The organism is Bacillus sp. EB600 (assembly GCF_024494385.1).
Classification (GTDB): domain Bacteria; phylum Bacillota; class Bacilli; order Bacillales; family Cytobacillaceae; genus JAEVLT01.
The window spans coordinates 92,503-110,080 of the sequence record NZ_JAEVLT010000015.1; the positions used below are offsets into that span (position 1 = coordinate 92,503).

The window sequence follows — 17,578 nt, forward strand, 5'->3', positions numbered from 1 at the left end:
TTTAACAAATTAGTGAAGTTTAGATGTTGATTAGGAAACTTGATCTTCACCACTACATATAATCAAGCCACAATGACTCGCCTATTTTAAGGATGTCCAATTGCTTTTTGTCAAGTTCTAAACGTTCCCACTCCTTGAGAAATCTCGCTAATGCCTCAGGTCCTGTATCATCTGCCAATCGGTAAGCCCCATAATGCATCGGTATGAACTTTCTCCCCTTAAGCTCTAAATATGCTTTAATAGCGTCCTCAGGATTAATATGGGAAACAGCCATAAACCACTCAGGTTCATAGGCGCCAATAGGCATTAACACTACATCAATATCAAAGCGTTTCCCGATTTCCTTAAATCCTCTAAAGTACCCTGAATCCCCTGCAAAATAGACATTTCTTTCAGTTTCAGTTGACTCAATCACCCAGCCGCCCCAGTGTGATTTATTTGTATCTGTAAGTGTTCTTTTTGTCCAATGCTGAGCAGGCACAAACGTTATTTTTAAACTTTTATACGAGAACAGTTCCCACCAATTTGCTTCGACAATCCTTTGATATCCTTTTCTTATAAAAAGTGCTTTTAATCCGATCGGAACATAGTAAGTAATATCGCCTCTTAATTTCTTTAAGGTTGGAAAATCCAGGTGGTCATAATGCCCATGAGAAATGAGAACAATATCAATTTCAGGGAGTTTTTCAATAGGTAGTCCTGGTTCTGTTAATCTTTTTTGGAGACCCATTCTTTTGGCCCAAACCGGATCAGTTAAAATATTCACCCCTGCAAATTGAATCAAAAAGGAAGAATGTCCAATCCAAGTAATCGAAAAATCCTGCTTATTTTTTTTCAGTCTTTCTACTTGCTTTGTTTCAGCTTGAGGAATTTGCGTTGATAAATCTTTCTTCTTATTCCTCCGCTCTTTTGACCACCTCAACATATCCGTAAATGTATTTTTGTTTTCCACATTATCATAATTGTGATATCTATTTTTCGCCATGTTAGCACCTCTTAAGATCAAGCATATTCTTATGTTTCATTATAAATAGATTTACTATAGAAACAAACAAAGTGATGTTGCACCGTTTTTTATGTTTTTGGCAAATTATGAGATAATAATTATTAGCTTTATTAATAAAGGGAGGAATAAATATGGCAACGAGTTTAACGGATATCACCACATTACATAACGGCGTTAAGATGCCATGGTTTGGACTTGGCGTATACAAAGCCAAGGAGGGGGAAGAAGTGATTCAAGCTGTTAAAGTAGCGATAAAAAATGGCTATATCAGCATTGATACAGCTGCTTTATACCAAAATGAAGCCGGGGTTGGGCAGGCAATCAAAGAAGCTGGTGTTCCCCGTGAAGAGTTATTTATCACGACAAAGGTCTGGAACACCGACCAGGGCTACGATTCAACATTACGGGCATTTGAAACAAGCCTTACTAAGCTTGGTCTGGATTACCTTGATCTTTATTTAATTCACTGGCCTGGTCAGGATAAAAATAGACGCCATGAAACATGGAGGGCTCTTGAAAAATTATATAAAGATGGCCGGGTCCGTGCAATCGGTGTAGCAAACTTTCATATCCACCATTTAGAAGATTTAATAGCCCATTCCGAAATTAAACCAATGGTCAATCAAGTTGAATACCATCCACACCTCACCCAAACGGCACTTCGTGAATTCTGTAAAAAAGAAGGAATCCAGCTTGAAGCATGGTCACCTTTAAAACGGGGAGAACTGTTAAACGATCCGACTCTAATGGATATTGCGCAAAAGCATAACAAATCAGTTGCCCAAGTGATCTTGCGCTGGGATTTACAAAACGAGGTCGTAACCATCCCTAAATCCGTTAAGGAAGAGCGAATTATTGCCAACTCAGACATTTTTAATTTTGAATTAACTGCTGAAGATATGGGAAAAATTAATAGTTTAAATAAGGACAGCCGCATCGGTCCGAATCCTGATGTAATGAATAGGGATTTTTAATGTAATAGGCTTCCATTCTAAAGAGTGGAAGCCTATTTTATTAATTTACACGTTTAAATCTCCAAAATACGCTAGTAAAATCACCCTTTAACAGAGGAATTGCGATTCCTGCGTACATTAATTCATCCCCTCCATATATATTGCCAGTTTCAATATGTTTATAGAGAAGTTCTGAGTTTAAACCCTTAAACTTTAGGCTGGTTAACGGGGGATTGGGCTGTGCCAATACTTTGTAATAGCCAACAACCACTTCTGATTGGTCATCAGTAACAAATAGCCATGCTGCTTCATTCGTCATAAATGGGCTTAGCAAACGATAAAAAGTTCCAAATTGGATAATATGGCGTATTTTTTTATAAAAACTGACTTGTTTTTTGATCTCTTCTTTTTCTTTTACCGTTAATTTGGTTAAATCAAGCTCATAACCCAAGTTTCCTGACATTGCTACGTTTCCTCGCATCTCTATAGAAGTTACACGCTGAACCTGATGATTGGGTACAGTCGAAACATGTGCCCCCATTGTAATGGCTGGATAAACGAGACTAGTTCCATATTGGATTTTCAACCGGGAAACAGCATCAGTGTTATCACTCGTCCAAACCTGCGGCATGTAATAAAGCATTCCTGGATCAAAACGGCCACCTCCGCCCGAACAGCTTTCGAATAAGATATAAGGGAATTTTGCGGTGATTTCTTCCATAACCCGGTAAAGACCAATTATATATCGGTGGGCCGTTTCCCGCTGCTGCTCAGCAGGTAAAGATTTTGAGCCAATTTCTGTCATATGGCGGTTCATGTCCCATTTCACATAGGTAATCGGTGCACTTTGCAAAACATTCGAAACCGCTGTAATAATGTAATCGCACACTTCTCGTCTAGATAAATCAAGAACAAGTTGATTTCGGCCTTCCGAGCGCCTGCGCTTCGGAACATGTAAGCACCAGTCAGGGTGCTTTTTATAAAGATCACTATCGACAGAAATCATCTCAGGTTCAAACCATAGACCAAATTCCATTCCCATGTTTCTGACCCGATTTGCAAAGTCTGCTAACCCCTTCGGGAGCTTTCGTTTATTTACAATCCAATCTCCCAAGGAGCTTTTATCATTCTCTCTTTTTCCAAACCAGCCATCATCAAGGACAAATAACTCGATCCCTACATCTTTTGCAGCTCTGGCAATTTCCTCGAGCTTGTCAGCAGTAAATTTCATATAGGTTGCTTCCCAATTATTGATTACTATTGGCCGGACTAAGTCACGAAACGTTCCTCGGCACAAACGAGTGCGATAGAGCTCATGGTAGGTACGGGACATCCCCCCCAATCCTTCATTTGAATATACCATTACAACTTCAGGAGTTTGGAAAAATTCTCCCGGTTCTATTATCCAGCTAAAGTCAAATGGATTTATCCCGATCGACGCCCTCGCTGTATGGAATTGATCGACTTCTACTTGGGCTAAAAAGTTACCACTATAAACAAGACTAAAGCCATAGACTTCTCCAACATCCTCACCTGCATTTTTTCGGAGTAAGGCAAAAAACGGATTCTGCTGATGGCTGCTTGCCCCACGCCTGCTTTCGATTAGTTGATTTCCAGGTACAATCGGTCTCCGGGCAATATTTCGCTCATTTAAATGGGAACCATAAAGTGTTAATAAATCAAACTTATCATCACGAAAATCCACATTCGCACTTAGAGCACGGAGAATTTCAAGCTTTTCTTTGCCGTGATTTTTCAGGCGAACAGATCGAGTAATTACATTAAAATGTGTAAAAACAGTATAGGTGAGACTGACTTGGAGGCCAATTAATGGATCCTCTAATTCAATTTCCACTGTCTCGGCTTCTTGATCTTCCTCAACATATACAGCTGGTAGTCCTTCTAGGTTTGGTTTTCCTTTAAAGATGGAATGAGTTTTGTAGCGCAGATCTGTAATCGTTGCTCCATTTTCCAATTGGATTTGGTAAGCAGGTGTTCGAAAGTCCGTATTTCCATAGGCCGGATATTCCTGTGGCAGCGTATCTAAGGAAAAAGTCAGATCGGATGGGTCTGGGTTAGGTGAGAAGCCTCTTTTAACAAACGTAATCGGATTACTGCCACGGTAACTTCTGATTTTCTTTCCCCAATAAAGATGTGCCAAGTACCCATCTTTATTGATTTGCATGACGTAACTTGTATCTTTCCCTTGTAAATGGAAAACCCTTTCCTTCCGATCAAAATGAATGCCCAAATCAACTACCTCCCTCGCCCTCCCCATGTTTAGGTTGCATCACCTAAGGTCGATAACAACTATTTGAGAATGAGCATAGTCCAACCAAAAAACCATCATAAAACAAAATGTGCATACATTAGTGTTTTATGATGGTAAAAGCTGATTATTCCTGTTGTTACTATCAATCAGCTAGACATTTTGATTTAGCAAGTTTTGTATACGCTGCTGCCATCTGTGTAATTTGTTCAAAATTACCTTTATGAATCAAGCCGTTGTTAACAAGGTTTCCACCCAGACCTACAGCAAACGCTCCATTTCCTAGTACTTCCTTATCCAGATTCACTCCGCCTGTTACCATCATAGGAATATGGTTAAGCGGACCGCGAATATCCTTAATATATTTGATTCCAAGGGAACCAATTGGGAATACCTTTACAGCACTGGCCCCAAGTTCATAAGCTCGAACAATCTCTGTAGGTGTCAATGTTCCAGGCCATACCTCTACACCCTGTTCCAGACCATAAGCTAAAACTTCTTCATCCAGGTTTGGAGAAATTAAGTACTCAGCACCTGCATGAATCGCTTCCTTAGCCATCTTTAGGTTTAAGACTGTTCCTGCTCCAATTCTCATTTGTTCTCCAAATTTCCTTTTAACTCATCAATCATACTCTGAGCGCCATTTGTGTTAAGAGTGATTTCTTAAAATGATATCCCACCTGCTACCATTCAATAAATTTACAGGAAAAATGTAACAGGTGTCTATTGCCAATAGTATTTTGGAAATAACATAGAATAATGGCAAATACATTTTATTGGAGTGTAAATTCCATGAAAAAAGTACAATTGGTTACGTGCATTCTTGTTTTTAGTTATTTATTTGGAGGTCAGTCCGCCTATTCAATGGCTAGTAGGAAAGCTGAGTACAAAAAAAATGGACTGGCTATTTGGGAGGTTAAAACGAAGGAGAAAATGGTGGCCCTCACCTTTGATGATGGACCGAACCCGATCTATACAAACCAAATTCTAGATTTATTAGCTAAATACCACGCAAAAGCAACTTTTTTTGTCATCGGTGAACGGGCAAAACAATACCCTCAGGTACTTAAACGTGAAGTAAAAGAAAGACATGAAGTGGCCAACCATACTTATTCACATATATACGATTTTGATAATAGTCCTGCCAAGTTAAAAAAAGAGCTGGACCAATCAGCGAAATTAATTAAACAGATTACTGGATATAAACCAATTCTGTATCGCCCTGTTGCCGGATATTATAATAATTTAATTTTGAATACTGCCATTAAGAATGGATATCGCGTTGTTTTATGGTCATGGACCCAGGATACCCGCGATTGGAGCTGCCCAGGAATCAATAAAATTACAAATAATGTTATTTTAGATATAAAGCCAGGTGATATTACAATCTTCCATGATTCCGGCGGGGACCGCACTCAAACAGTTTGTGCATTAGAAAACATTTTAAAGTATTTATCCAAGCACGATTTTCAATGTGTAACCGTATCTGAAATGATCTTCCGGTCAGAAGCCATTATTCCAGACCCCTATCCAGGCAAGCATGAAAGATAGGGAGATGAAATTCATCTCTCTGCTTTTATTAGATAGTTTAGTCTTAGTGAAACTTACTCAAATTGGGCATTTTAAAAAAAAGGTTCCAAAAAAACACGACAGCAGGTGAATCGATTGAAGGTACTTGTTTTTATCCGGCATGGTCAGAGCCAATTTAATCTTGAAAATCGATTTACCGGTTGGATGGACGTTGACTTGACTGATGATGGTTACCATGAGGCCAGAGAGGCCGGCCGGGTACTCAAAAAACACGGTTTTATCTTTGACATTGCTCATACTTCAGTACTTAAGCGTGCGATCAGGACATTATGGATTATTCTTCATGAGATGGATTTGGTGTGGATTCCTGTCCACAAATCTTGGAGATTAAATGAAAGGCATTACGGAGCATTACAAGGTTTAAATAAGGATCAAGTAATTACAAAGTTTGGCGAAGAGCAGGTCAATGAATGGCGAAGGTCAGCTAGTATCCGGCCGCCGGCCATTTCGAAAGAAGCCCATATATGTGACACGAAAGATCTAAAATATGCAACTGTCGAAAGAGAAAAGATACCACTTACCGAAAGTCTCCTTGATACGGAAGATCGTGCATTGGTTTATTGGAATGAGCAGATTGCCCCAAGTTTAAGGGAGAATCAGCGTGTCATAATTTCTGCCCATGGAAATACATTAAGAGCGCTCGTTAAATATTTGGATAACATTCCAGACGATGGTGTAGTCAGTCTTAACATTCCGAACAGCCGTCCACTCGTCTACGAATTAGATGATAATCTAAAACCGATTAGACACTACTACCTATGCGATGAAGGTGAAATGGATGAGGAGACAATTCCACAGCACATGGACCTAAACGACCCCGATAACTGTGATTGGATAGGATAGCATTGGGCAAACCTTCTACGGATATAATATCATCAAAAAAAAGGCAAAAAAATAGATTGGTGTCTATACACCAATCAAATATTATGGGAAGTTTTAAGAAAAGAGCTGGTGAATCACTACTCTTCAATTAAGTTACTTATACTATAAGAAAAAGTTTTGTAGAAATTATAGAGAAGTTGTGTGGAAGTTGTGAAGATTACACGAAAAGCGGAGGCGACCCTTTTTTTTAATGGAAAATCGACAGGCTTTTTACCTGTCGATTTTTGTTAAGCGTATTGTTTGCTTTCTTCATCCTTAAAAAAGCTTTTCATCGAGTGGAACACATCCGCTTTTTGCTTTAATACATAATAACGAAATTTTTCATTTTTAATATTCTTATAGGCGGACATTAGCGTTGAATGGCGGTTGTACTGATTAACCTCGCCATAGCCGAACATGTTTGAAACCTTCATAAGATCTTCTACCAGCTTGACGCAGCGAGCGTTGTCTGAAGTTAAATTATCACCGTCTGAAAAATGGAAAGGATAAATATTATACCGGCTTGGATCATACTTTTCCTCAATTAATTCTAATGCCTTCCTGTAGGCTGATGAGCAAATCGTACCCCCGCTTTCACCTTTCGAGAAAAAGTCGTCCTCCGTAACTACTTTGGCCTCAGTATGGTGTGCTATAAATTCAATTTCAACTGTTTCATATTTCGTCCGTAAAAAGCGCGTCATCCAGAAGAAAAAGCTGCGGGCCATATATTTTTCCCATATCCCCATGGAGCCGCTCGTGTCCATCATTGCTAACACAACTGCCTTTGAATCAGGCTTCAGCACCTCATTCCATGTTTTAAACTTCAGATCATCTTTATAAATCGGGTGAAACGCTGGTTTACCGCTCATTGCATTTCGCTTAAATGCTGACATCATTGTCCGTTTTTTATCAATATTCCCCATTAAACCTGTTTTCCGGATATCATTAAATTCAATATCCTCAACAATATTTTCATCCTGTTCTTTTCTTTTTAAATTTGGAAGTTCCAATTCCTTAAATAAAGCTTCCTCAAGCTCCATCATAGAAACTTCCGCTTCAAAGTAATCCTCTCCTGCCTGATCACCAGCACCTTGGCCTTTCCCAGGTCCCTGTTGACCAGACCCATCTCGTGCAATAACATCTCCAACTTGGCTCTCACCGTCGCCTTGGCCCACGTGTTTGTTTTTATCATAATTATAGCGAATTTTATATTCGTCCAAAGAACGAATCGGAATTTTTACCACATCTCGACCGTTTGACATAATAATGCTTTCTTCTGTAATGAGGTCTGGCAGATTATTTCGAATCGCTTCTTGAACTTTTTCTTGATGGCGTTTCTGGTCATCGTGGCCTTTACGGTGGAGGGACCAATCTTCTCTTGAAATGGCAAATTGATGTTTGTTATCAGTCAATATAAACCCCTCCTTATTAAATTTTTAAATTTTAGGTACACATTTTATCCTATGATACATAGAATATCCCGAGTGTAAAAAGGTTGAGAAAAGAAGTATTAATTACTTTATCCTATGCAGAAACGGAAAATAATTTACAAATAATTTAGACAATTAACGACTTTTCCGAAGAAATGGACATGTTACCCTGCTCGGTTCAAACAAATCATTCTCAAATTGTGTTTTACAAAATAACTCTGGGTTACAAATCTACCGAAAATAAAGGACCAGCGGAGTTTGTTCCACTAGTCCATTATTTTCTATCTGTTTAGTAAACTGCCAACATATCGTAATAATTCATTTGCGGAAGTAGAGTTATAGCCATGTTCATCTACTAAACGAGCAACAACTTCATTAATCTTTTTCAATTGCTGCTCATCTGGTGTTTTAGTTGACGTGGTGATTTTGACTACATCCTTAAGATCAGCAAATAGTTTCTTTTGGATAGCTTCACGTAGGCGATCGTGGGAATTATAATCAAACCGCTTTCCTTTCCTTGCATAAGCAGAGATTCGAATTAGTATTTCTTCCCTAAATGCTTTCTTCGCATTTTCAGAAATTCCGATTTGTTCTTCAATTGAACGCATCAATTTCTCATCTGGATTTATTTCTTCCCCTGTTAACGGGTCGCGAAGCTTTGCTTTATTGCAATATGCTTCAACATTGTCTAAGTAATTATCCATTAACGTTTTTGCAGACTCTTCATATGAATAAACAAATGCTTTTTGGACTTCATTCTTTGCAATCGAATCATACTCTTTTCGGGCCAGGGCAATATAGTTCATATACCGTTCACGCAGATCTGCTGTAATCGATGGATGCTGATCAAGCCCATCTTTTAATGACCTTAGAACATCAAGGGCATTAATCGCAGGTACTTCCTTTCGGATGATTGTTGATGAGATTCGGTTGATCACATAACGCGGGTCAATACCGCTCATCCCTTCATCCGGATATTCTTTTTTGAGTTCTTCAATATCTGCTGAGTTGAACCCTTCCACGCTTTCCCCATCATAAAGGCGCATTTTTTTTACTAAATCAATGTCACCCTTCTTGGGTTCTTTTAACCTAGTCAGAATCGTAAACATCGCTGCAACCTTTAATGTATGCGGAGCAATGTGAACGTTTGCTACATCGCTTTCGCTAATCATTTTTTCATAAATTTTTTCTTCTTGCGTTGCCTTCAAATTATACGGGATTGGCATAACAATAATTCTGGAATGTAAGGCCTCATTCTTTTTATTAGAAATAAATGACCGATATTCCGTTTCATTCGTGTGTGCAACAATTAGCTCGTCAGCTGATATTAACGCGAATCTTCCCGCTTTAAAGTTCCCTTCCTGGGTTAACGATAACAAATGCCACAGGAATTTTTCATCACACTTTAACATTTCCTGAAACTCCATCATACCGCGATTGGCCTTATTTAACTCCCCGTCAAACCGGTAGGCCCTTGGGTCGGACTCTGAACCATACTCAGCGATCGTTGAAAAGTCGATGCTCCCTGTTAAATCAGCTATATCCTGTGATTTAGGATCTGATGGGCTGAATGTACCGATCCCGGTACGTCTGTCTTCAGAGAAAAAGATTCTCTCGACTAACACATCTTCAATTCTTCCCCCATATTCCTGTTCAAGCCGCATCATGTTTAATGGCGAGAGATTACCTTCAATTCGAATTCCATATTCATCTTGAAAGTCTGCCCGTAAATGATGGGGAATTAAATGAAGCGGATCTTCATGCATTGGGCAGCCTTTGATAGCAAAAACTGACCCTCGGTCCGACCGTGAATACGCCTCTAAGCCACGTTTTAACATCGTCACTAGTGTTGACTTTCCACCACTTACTGGACCCATTAATAATAAAATACGTTTTCTAACGTCAAGTCTTTTTGCTGCAGGGTGAAAATATTCCTCAACGAGCCGTTCTAGTGCTTCTTCTAACCCAAATAATTGTTGGCTAAAGAATTTATACCGCTTTGTTCCCCTTTCTTCTTCAATCCCGGCATCCTTGATCATATTATAAACTCGAGAATGTGCAGATTGGGCTACCCATGGCTTCTCCTTCAACAATTCTAAATATGCGGCAAATGATCCTTCCCAACGAAGCTTTTCCTCTTCCTCACGATATAGTTCTATTTTCTTTAAGATATCCATATAGTCCTCCCCCTGTCGCGTTATCAGAGACGATTAATATACTCTATGCTTATCTTCACTTGAACATGCACTTATTCTGACCTTTTTCCTTACTTCGGTTGAAATCTTCCTCTTTTCATTTTTTAAAGTTAGGCTATAATAAAGATATAATTAAAGAACTCCGGAAAAAACTATACGAAAAGGGGCTACAATTAAAAATGAATACATTTTTTGTTATCTTAGTTATGCTTACTTTCTTGGCTGCTATTTTCACTGCAGGATATAATGACAAGCCCGGTAGTAATTAATACTGGAAAAGCAAAAAGGCTGTCCTAGACAGCCTTTTTGCTTTTTAATGAAGATCTAGTTTGTTTTTTTGAACAAAGTCCCTCATATACATTCTATTTTGTTTTTCAAGCATTGCAGCAATTTGTTCTGTCCAGCGGTCCTTTCGTTTACCGCCTGTTCGTTTATCATAGTAGTTTGAGATCAATTCATCATATTCCTTAAGCTGATTTAAATAGAAATTTTTATCCTGTTGGTACTCTTCCTCATGATATATATGTTCAAATGGCAATCTTGGCTTTTGGTCCGGTATTTTGGCTGGATACCCAATAGCCATTCCAAACAAAGGAATTACCCTTTCTGGTGTTTTTAATAATTTTTGAACCTCTGTAAGATTATTGCGAATTCCACCTATGTAACAAATTCCCAGTCCCATTGATTCTGCTGCAATCACTGCATTTTGTGCAGCAAGAGCAGCATCAATTAGGGTAACCATAAATTTTTCAGTACTCTCTATTGATGGTAAGACATTTTTATTGTTCTTTTCCCCAATTAACGTATGTCTGTATAGATCTGCGCAAAACACAAAGAAGTGGCCATTATTTTCCACATACGACTGATTCCCCGCTAACTCCGCCAGCTTTTTCTTACGTTCCTGATCCTTTACCCCAATAATGGAATAAGCTTGAATATTACTGGAGGTTGCGGCAGCTTGGGCACAGGAAACAATCGTTTTAATTTGCTCTTCCGTTAATGGCTTCTCTTCAAAATGACGAATCGAACGGTGGTTAAGGATTGTAGCTATTACTTCATTCATGAAGCTCATCCTTTCATTTTCAATTGATGAATTAACCAAATCAGATTTTACTATACAAAAAGCCCAATGAAGGGCCTTTACCAAATTATTTCAAATGCCGATAGTTTTGCTGACGAAGAGCCTCATAAACAAGAATCGCTGCTGTGTTTGAAAGATTCAATGAGCGGACATTATCTGTCATGGGGATCCTTAGGCTCCTTTCCCTATTGTTCTCACGTATTTCTTTTGGAAGTCCTGTTGTTTCCCTTCCAAAAATAAAGTAATATTCCTTGTTAACATCACTATAATCAAAGGTAGTATGCGGCTTTTCTCCAAATTTCGTTAGATAGAAAAATTCACCGCCCTGATTCTTTTCGAAAAATTCATCGATTGAATCATAAAGAATAATGGTAACAAATTCCCAGTAATCCAAGCCGGCCCTTTTTAACATTTTATCATCTGTTGAAAAACCCAACGGACGAATTAAATGTAACGTTGTGTCTGTTGCAGCACACGTTCGAGCTATGTTACCTGTATTCGAAGGAATTTCTGGTTGATATAAAACTACATGAATTGCCATCAATAGTCACCTCGAATAAAAAACTCTAAAAGTTATTATACCACTTCCAGTCACGCCCGCAAGGTTTACCTTCCCCCTGCAATTGTAAAAAACTTGTATTTGATATTAGGTGTATAGGCGGACGAATCCTCATACGCCCAATACCTCATCCGACTATTATAGGTATGGGCATTCACTAATGGCATTCCATAAGCATCTCTGCCTGTTACAATCGTATTGTGATCAAACCGTCCGTCACCTTGAAAATCGTAGCAGATAACATCTCCTAAAAGTAATTGGTCCGGGCCGCTTACTTCTTGTGCCATTAAACTATTATTGGAATTAGCAAGAAAAAGCCTAAGGGAGTTTGCTACTGCCCAACTATAGCTCCAATTATTATTTCTTAACCACCAGCCTTTACTTCGATTTGGGTAGCCGCTCATTGGCGCCCCGCCTTCATGAAGACACTGTGATACAAAGCTGGTACAATCCACTTCAAATTTTTTATAAGCTGGATTGTAGCTATTCCACCAGCGTTCAGCATATTGGACAACTTTTAGTCGGTTATAATGAAAACTTAACCGCGCTTCATCCTCTTCAATCGGAGTCAAGCTGTTTTCCGGTTGCTGAAGGTGAGTAGCTTTAAATGGGTCAAGCTCTCCATCGAAAATTAATTCCTCTTTATAAAATTTCCCCATTCTTGCTTCTATTTCTTCCTCTATATAAAGATTACCTTGCTGTTTAATTAAATATTGATAATGAACTAAATACTTAGCTGTATGGTAATCACCTTCGGCTGCTTCCTCAATCATTTTTCCGGCAGCAATTACTTTGACAATTTCTGCATTCCGTTTTGCAAGGGTTTCCCTTTTCTTTTCAGCTTTTGGATAGACTGAATTTGTTTCCCTTGAATTGGAAACATAACGATTAACTCTGCTTTCAAATAATTCCTGCAGCTGTCTATGCATTTTCATGCCCCCTTCTTTTTCATACATATGAAGAAGAGGGATAATTCATTATTGAAAACTCTCATCGCAAATACAGAGGGGGTGAGCCAAACGTGCACATTATCCCTTTTGTAAAAAATTTAACCCTTTTTCAATTTCAGCCAATACTTCCAAATCCGCTTCCTTCTCCTTCACCGCCATAAGAGCAGTAAAAGCAGCTTCACCGCCAATTTTGCCGAGTGCCCATGCAGCAGTTCCTCTCATGACGGGCCTGGAGTCTTCCTTCATGACTTCAATTAGCTCAGGAACTGCTGATTCATCTTTAAAGTGGGCTATTGCTAGAATAGCATTCCGCTGGATCGGCTTTTTCCCACGCCATGAACCAGCCAGGTGACCAAACAGTTCTTTAAATTCCCGGTTACTCATTTTCAAGATTGGCCTTAACAATGGTTTTATCGTCTCTGGATCAGCATCCATTTCTTCATGAAAGTGAAAATTCATGCCCTTGTTCACAGGACAAGCCGTCTGGCAGGAATCACACCCATAGATTCGATTACCGATTTTCTCCCTAAACTCATCAGGCACAAATCCTTTTGTTTGCGTTAAAAAACCAATACAGTGCTGCGCATTGATCTGACCGCCTTGGACTAGTGCTCCGGTAGGACAAGCTTCCAAACACTTTGTACAGGATCCGCATTGATCCTCAATCGGTTCATCCGATTCAAACGGAATGCTCGTAATCATTTCCCCCAAATAAACATAGGAGCCAAATTCCGGAGTAATAATGGCACAATTTTTTCCACTCCAGCCAATTCCGGCCCGCTCGGCAACCGCTCTGTCTGAAAGCTCACCTGTATCAACCATTGACTTTAGACGGGCATCAGGAACCCTGCTGGCGATAAACTCTTCCAACTTTTGCAATCGGTCTCTTAGAATGTGATGATAGTCTACCCCCCATGATGCCCTGCAGAAAATTCCCCTTCGTGCTCCTTTTTTACTTTGCACCCGGATTTTCATTTTAGCAGGATAAGCAATCGCAATAGAGATAATCGAGTGTGGCTCATCTAAAAGCAACGCTGGATTTACTCGCTTTTCAATATCCAGTTCTTCAAAGCCAGACTGATAATTTAATTGCTGCTGTCGTATCAGTCTATTTTTTAATTCACTAAATGGATCAGCCGTCGTAAAACCGATTTTATCAATACCAATTTGCTTGCTATAATCAATTACATCTTGCTTAAGTTTCGTTGGATCCAACTTCACCCCTCCCTTCTTGTCCAGAGTATATATGTTTGGTTACTATCATTATTGGCAATACAACTATCTATGTTAAACTATATGAAACAAATTTTGGAGGTGAAATGGTTGGAAATTCAGGTTTCATCACAGATTAGAGATTTAATTCCTGATTTTAAACTGGGAATCATCGAATACCGGGGCATTACAGTCGGAGATTCACCTCAAATGCTAAAAGGGCGGCTGCAGTTATTCCAAGAATCGATTTACTTCGATTTAGAAGGGCAAAATATCGCAGATTTACCTGGGGTACAGGAATGGCGAAAAGTATTTAAACAGACGGGGAAGAATCCCAACCGTTATCGTCCTTCTGCTGAGGCACTATATCGAAGAATTCAAAAACAAAACTTTCTCACTTCAACTCAAAGTGCGATTGATTTAAACAACTTTTTTTCTTTACAATATCAGGTACCCATTGGTATCTATGATATTGAAAAATTAGAAACCCCCATTACAATCCGAATTGGGGAAGAGAACGAGGAGTACTTTGGCTTAAACGGTCGTCCGAACTCTCTACACCATTTAATTATCTCAGCAGACAGGCTTGGACCATTCGGCAGTCCTTATGTCGATTCAGATAGAAGTCCAGTTACCGAAGCAACGAAACACGCTCTGCAAATTATATACTTGCGACCATCAACAGATCTGGAAAACGCAAAGAAACTCACCGAATCATTAATGAAAATGTTTATCCAAATTCAAGGTGGAGAAGCCTCATGTCGGATTGAGGGATGACGCCAGGGATACACTGTATTGACAAGCATCCTAGCTAACCAAATGAAAACAAGACTTTAAAAACTGCTAGGTGCTTTCATTCTTTTAAAAATTGAAAAAACGCAATGCAACGTTCTTTGCGAAACGGTACACTGCGTTGGTTAACGTAAGATATGTATGAAGCTCTATGGAGCGGGTGATGGGAATCGAACCCACGACATCAGCTTGGAAGGCTGGAGTTTTACCATTAAACTACACCCGCAAAAAATATTTTTCAACAACAAAATATATTTTAACAGATATTTCGACATATGTCAAAATAAAATTACATGAACTTTCATCCTAGCACCACTATTTTGTAGAATTGCTCTTACTCTTGTAAAGCTAGATTTTGATATAATTCATTAAAATGTATATTTTACTTACAATAAAAAAGCAGAACAAAGTTGTCCCGCTCTTTTGAACTCTAACTTATTTTCAAAATTTCTGTTTGATATACTCCTTCTCCTCTGCAGCAGTCAATAATCGAGTGGCTTTCCCGATTGTTCCATCTTGATATTCCCAAATTCTGTTGTGAGCAGAAACAGCATTGCTAAAGTCACCTCTTGTCCACGGCTCGAGTATTTCTAAAAGCATATCCTTGACATTCTCGTCCTTAAAATCCTTATTTTTAATAACATCATTTAATTTTAGTATTTTATCCTTTGTAATTTCAGAGGACCCCCATTTTTGTTCTGCCTTAACCTTTTGATGTGTCATTCCATGAACTTCCTCCATCAGCTCATTATCACTCATATTCTCATAAGCAGGCATTTTTCCTTTTGGAGTGGCGCTATCAAAACTTTTCTTCAGTTCCGCTTTAGCAGTTGCTTCCTCTGCCTTACTCACTGTTACGTGACTATTTGTTTTTTTCCCAAATTCAAAATGACCTTTATTGATATAAAAATAGGCTGCACCGATCATTACTAATAAAAGTGAGACCGCTGTTAAAATATACTTTTTCAAAAAATATTACTCCTCTCGCCTTTTCATACAAATTCTAGAAAAGGAAATAATTTTCCTTCCTTCTCCTACGATTTTTCAATAAAAAAACTTGGGGAATGTTTCCTAAACAATTAACGAGAACTATCCTTCTTCTTTTGTGATCATGCTCTTTTTTACAGAGTCCTTTAAAGACTTGTTTTTTCTAAAAGGCAATGGGGCCTAAAAATAGCGATGATACCGTACAAAATGAAAAAGCTCAAAATCATTACTAGTTCCATCGACAGCAGATACCATGGCCATTGCCCGAAGTAATCTAATAGAGAAGCGTTTCCTGGTTTTCTCATGATATACAAGTAATTAGCGTCTATTATTTTATTAAGGAAATAGATACAAACAGCATAAAGATTTACTATAAGTACCGTTATCCATAGAGAACGAATGGTTGGCCGGCAGCTGAAGGCTTCCACCATAAATAAACAAGCCAGCACTACTCCCCCATGCGAAATGAAAAACTCAATATATTGAAAATGAGGAAACGAAAACTTATCTAGGTCAGGTGTTAGGATTGCTTGAATAGAGCTGCCTAAACCAGCAAAAAACAGGAATTGAAAGAGCTTCTCGCTTTTGGCAAGCAGCATCACAACAGCAAGGAGAACGGAAAGATCACTAAGCTGGAGGGGCAAATCCCTTTTTATTGACCAAGCATGCTGGTTAACAAGCCAAATCTGTTGCAAAGTATCGGAAATTACTAAAAGAAATGCCAGAGACAAACGAAAAGATCTTCGTTTCCTCGCCTCCAGCCAATTTTTCCGATAAACAAACAGCAGAACACAGAGCACAACAATAATGCCAATCGTCCCAAGATGTTCCATTGAAAAAAGCCGAAATGAATCAAGCTTTGAATGAAATTGAAAAAATTTTTGCATGATATTTACCCCATTATAAAGGTATTTTTTTGTATTCCTCTTAATTTGGGATAAATCTGTTAACTATATACTGAATCATTTGCTTCTTTACTACGGACATTTCTATAAGAACAAAAAAACACGACATTTTCTATGTATGAAATGTCGTGTTTTTCTCCTTGATTAACTCAAAGAGTTGACTTCTTTATTTTCTGAATTAAAAATGATACCGGTGGTCGGGGTCGAACCGACACTCCAGAAGGAACACGATTTTGAGTCGTGCGCGTCTGCCAATTCCGCCACACCGGCGTATTAAAATGTTTTTTGAAGCAATGCCGAGAACCGGAATCGAACCGGTACGGTAGTCACCTACCGCAGGATTTTAAGTCCTGTGCGTCTGCCAGTTCCGCCACCCCGGCGAAATCTTATGACCTGTTAAAGCAATAATTTATAAATGTTTTATGGAGGCGGCAACCGGATTCGAACCGGTGGTGGAGGTTTTGCAGACCTCTGCCTTACCACTTGGCTATGCCGCCATATTCTATGGAGCGGAAGACGGGATTCGAACCCGCGACCCCCACCTTGGCAAGGTGATGTTCTACCACTGAACTACTTCCGCAAATTGGCTGGGCTAGCTGGATTCGAACCAACGCATGTCGCAGTCAAAGTGCGATGCCTTACCGCTTGGCTATAGCCCAATAACAATTTATCTTTTTCAATTATTCAAACAGTTTTGATGGGGCGGCTGGTGGGAATCGAACCCACGCATGTCGGAACCACAATCCGATGCGTTAACCACTTCGCCACAACCGCCACAATATGGTCCT

At 39.1% G+C, this 17,578-nt stretch carries 15 protein-coding genes and 7 tRNA genes; 4 read left to right on the forward strand and 18 right to left on the reverse strand.

What is annotated here, in order from left to right; translation table 11 throughout:
* Positions 1-52: 52 nt before the first annotated feature.
* On the reverse strand, positions 53-985 hold the full coding sequence (locus JN080_RS16190; RefSeq protein WP_256237030.1) for an MBL fold metallo-hydrolase: 933 nt from the start codon (positions 983-985) through the stop codon (positions 53-55).
* A 152-nt stretch (positions 986-1,137) separates the two neighbouring features.
* Here JN080_RS16190 and JN080_RS16195 point away from each other — a divergent pair, with 152 nt between their 5' ends.
* Complete coding sequence (locus JN080_RS16195) at positions 1,138-1,980, forward strand: aldo/keto reductase (protein WP_256237031.1); 843 nt, start codon at positions 1,138-1,140, stop codon at positions 1,978-1,980.
* Between the two features lie 40 nt (positions 1,981-2,020).
* Here JN080_RS16195 and JN080_RS16200 read toward each other — a convergent pair whose 3' ends face one another.
* Both JN080_RS16200 and JN080_RS16205 read right to left on the reverse strand, forming a co-directional pair.
* Positions 2,021-4,210, reverse strand: a complete 2,190-nt coding sequence (locus JN080_RS16200; protein WP_256237032.1) for an alpha-galactosidase — start codon at positions 4,208-4,210, stop codon at positions 2,021-2,023.
* A 163-nt stretch (positions 4,211-4,373) separates the two neighbouring features.
* Positions 4,374-4,823 carry a bifunctional 4-hydroxy-2-oxoglutarate aldolase/2-dehydro-3-deoxy-phosphogluconate aldolase gene (locus tag JN080_RS16205; protein ID WP_256237033.1) on the reverse strand — a complete coding sequence of 150 codons (450 nt, stop codon included), beginning with the start codon at positions 4,821-4,823 and terminating at the stop codon, positions 4,374-4,376.
* 197 nt (positions 4,824-5,020) lie between these two features.
* On the opposite strand from JN080_RS16205, the gene JN080_RS16210 reads away from it, so the two are divergent.
* Complete coding sequence (locus tag JN080_RS16210; RefSeq protein WP_256237034.1) at positions 5,021-5,779, forward strand: polysaccharide deacetylase family protein; 759 nt, start codon at positions 5,021-5,023, stop codon at positions 5,777-5,779.
* Positions 5,780-5,893: 114 nt separating this feature from the next.
* Positions 5,894-6,661, forward strand: a complete 768-nt coding sequence (gene gpmA / locus JN080_RS16215) for a 2,3-diphosphoglycerate-dependent phosphoglycerate mutase (protein WP_256237035.1) — start codon at positions 5,894-5,896, stop codon at positions 6,659-6,661.
* 266 nt (positions 6,662-6,927) lie between these two features.
* On the opposite strand, the gene yhbH is transcribed toward gpmA, so the two are convergent.
* The 6 genes from yhbH to queG all read right to left on the reverse strand — a co-directional run bounded on the left by yhbH (position 6,928) and on the right by queG (position 14,109).
* Positions 6,928-8,091 (reverse strand): sporulation protein YhbH, encoded by a 1,164-nt coding sequence (gene yhbH / locus JN080_RS16220; RefSeq protein ID WP_256237036.1) that lies wholly within the window; start codon positions 8,089-8,091, stop codon positions 6,928-6,930.
* A gap of 299 nt (positions 8,092-8,390) precedes the next feature.
* Positions 8,391-10,286 (reverse strand): PrkA family serine protein kinase, encoded by a 1,896-nt coding sequence (locus tag JN080_RS16225; protein WP_256237037.1) that lies wholly within the window; start codon positions 10,284-10,286, stop codon positions 8,391-8,393.
* Positions 10,287-10,617: 331 nt separating this feature from the next.
* Entirely contained in the window at positions 10,618-11,367 is a 750-nt protein-coding gene (nfsA, locus tag JN080_RS16230; protein ID WP_256237038.1) for an oxygen-insensitive NADPH nitroreductase, read from the reverse strand.
* Between the two features lie 85 nt (positions 11,368-11,452).
* Positions 11,453-11,926 (reverse strand): tRNA (uridine(34)/cytosine(34)/5-carboxymethylaminomethyluridine(34)-2'-O)-methyltransferase TrmL, encoded by a 474-nt coding sequence (trmL, locus tag JN080_RS16235; protein ID WP_256237039.1) that lies wholly within the window; start codon positions 11,924-11,926, stop codon positions 11,453-11,455.
* Positions 11,927-11,991: 65 nt separating this feature from the next.
* Positions 11,992-12,873 (reverse strand): amidase domain-containing protein, encoded by an 882-nt coding sequence (locus JN080_RS16240; RefSeq protein ID WP_256237040.1) that lies wholly within the window; start codon positions 12,871-12,873, stop codon positions 11,992-11,994.
* Between the two features lie 99 nt (positions 12,874-12,972).
* A complete protein-coding gene (gene queG, locus JN080_RS16245) occupies positions 12,973-14,109 on the reverse strand; it encodes a tRNA epoxyqueuosine(34) reductase QueG (RefSeq protein ID WP_256237041.1) in 1,137 nt (378 codons plus the stop codon).
* A gap of 108 nt (positions 14,110-14,217) precedes the next feature.
* On the opposite strand from queG, the gene JN080_RS16250 reads away from it, so the two are divergent.
* On the forward strand, positions 14,218-14,883 hold the full coding sequence (locus JN080_RS16250; protein WP_256237042.1) for a B3/B4 domain-containing protein: 666 nt from the start codon (positions 14,218-14,220) through the stop codon (positions 14,881-14,883).
* A gap of 167 nt (positions 14,884-15,050) precedes the next feature.
* Here JN080_RS16250 and JN080_RS16255 read toward each other — a convergent pair.
* The 9 genes from JN080_RS16255 to JN080_RS16295 form a co-directional block, all read right to left on the reverse strand.
* Positions 15,051-15,124: transfer RNA gene (locus tag JN080_RS16255), tRNA-Gly, on the reverse strand.
* 215 nt (positions 15,125-15,339) lie between these two features.
* Positions 15,340-15,867: a DUF6241 domain-containing protein gene (locus JN080_RS16260; RefSeq protein WP_256237043.1), complete on the reverse strand. Its 528-nt coding sequence runs from the start codon at positions 15,865-15,867 to the stop codon at positions 15,340-15,342.
* Positions 15,868-16,031: 164 nt separating this feature from the next.
* The gene (locus JN080_RS16265; protein WP_256237044.1) at positions 16,032-16,772 is read right to left on the reverse strand and encodes a YwaF family protein; all 741 of its coding nucleotides are present in this window, start codon (positions 16,770-16,772) and stop codon (positions 16,032-16,034) included.
* A 206-nt stretch (positions 16,773-16,978) separates the two neighbouring features.
* Positions 16,979-17,060, reverse strand: a tRNA-Leu gene (locus JN080_RS16270).
* Between the two features lie 24 nt (positions 17,061-17,084).
* Positions 17,085-17,170: transfer RNA gene (locus JN080_RS16275), tRNA-Leu, on the reverse strand.
* Positions 17,171-17,213: 43 nt separating this feature from the next.
* Positions 17,214-17,287: transfer RNA gene (locus tag JN080_RS16280), tRNA-Cys, on the reverse strand.
* 8 nt (positions 17,288-17,295) lie between these two features.
* Positions 17,296-17,370, reverse strand: a tRNA-Gly gene (locus JN080_RS16285).
* Between the two features lie 4 nt (positions 17,371-17,374).
* A tRNA-Gln gene (locus JN080_RS16290) sits at positions 17,375-17,449 on the reverse strand.
* Between the two features lie 39 nt (positions 17,450-17,488).
* A tRNA-His gene (locus tag JN080_RS16295) sits at positions 17,489-17,564 on the reverse strand.
* Positions 17,565-17,578 lie beyond the last annotated feature (14 nt).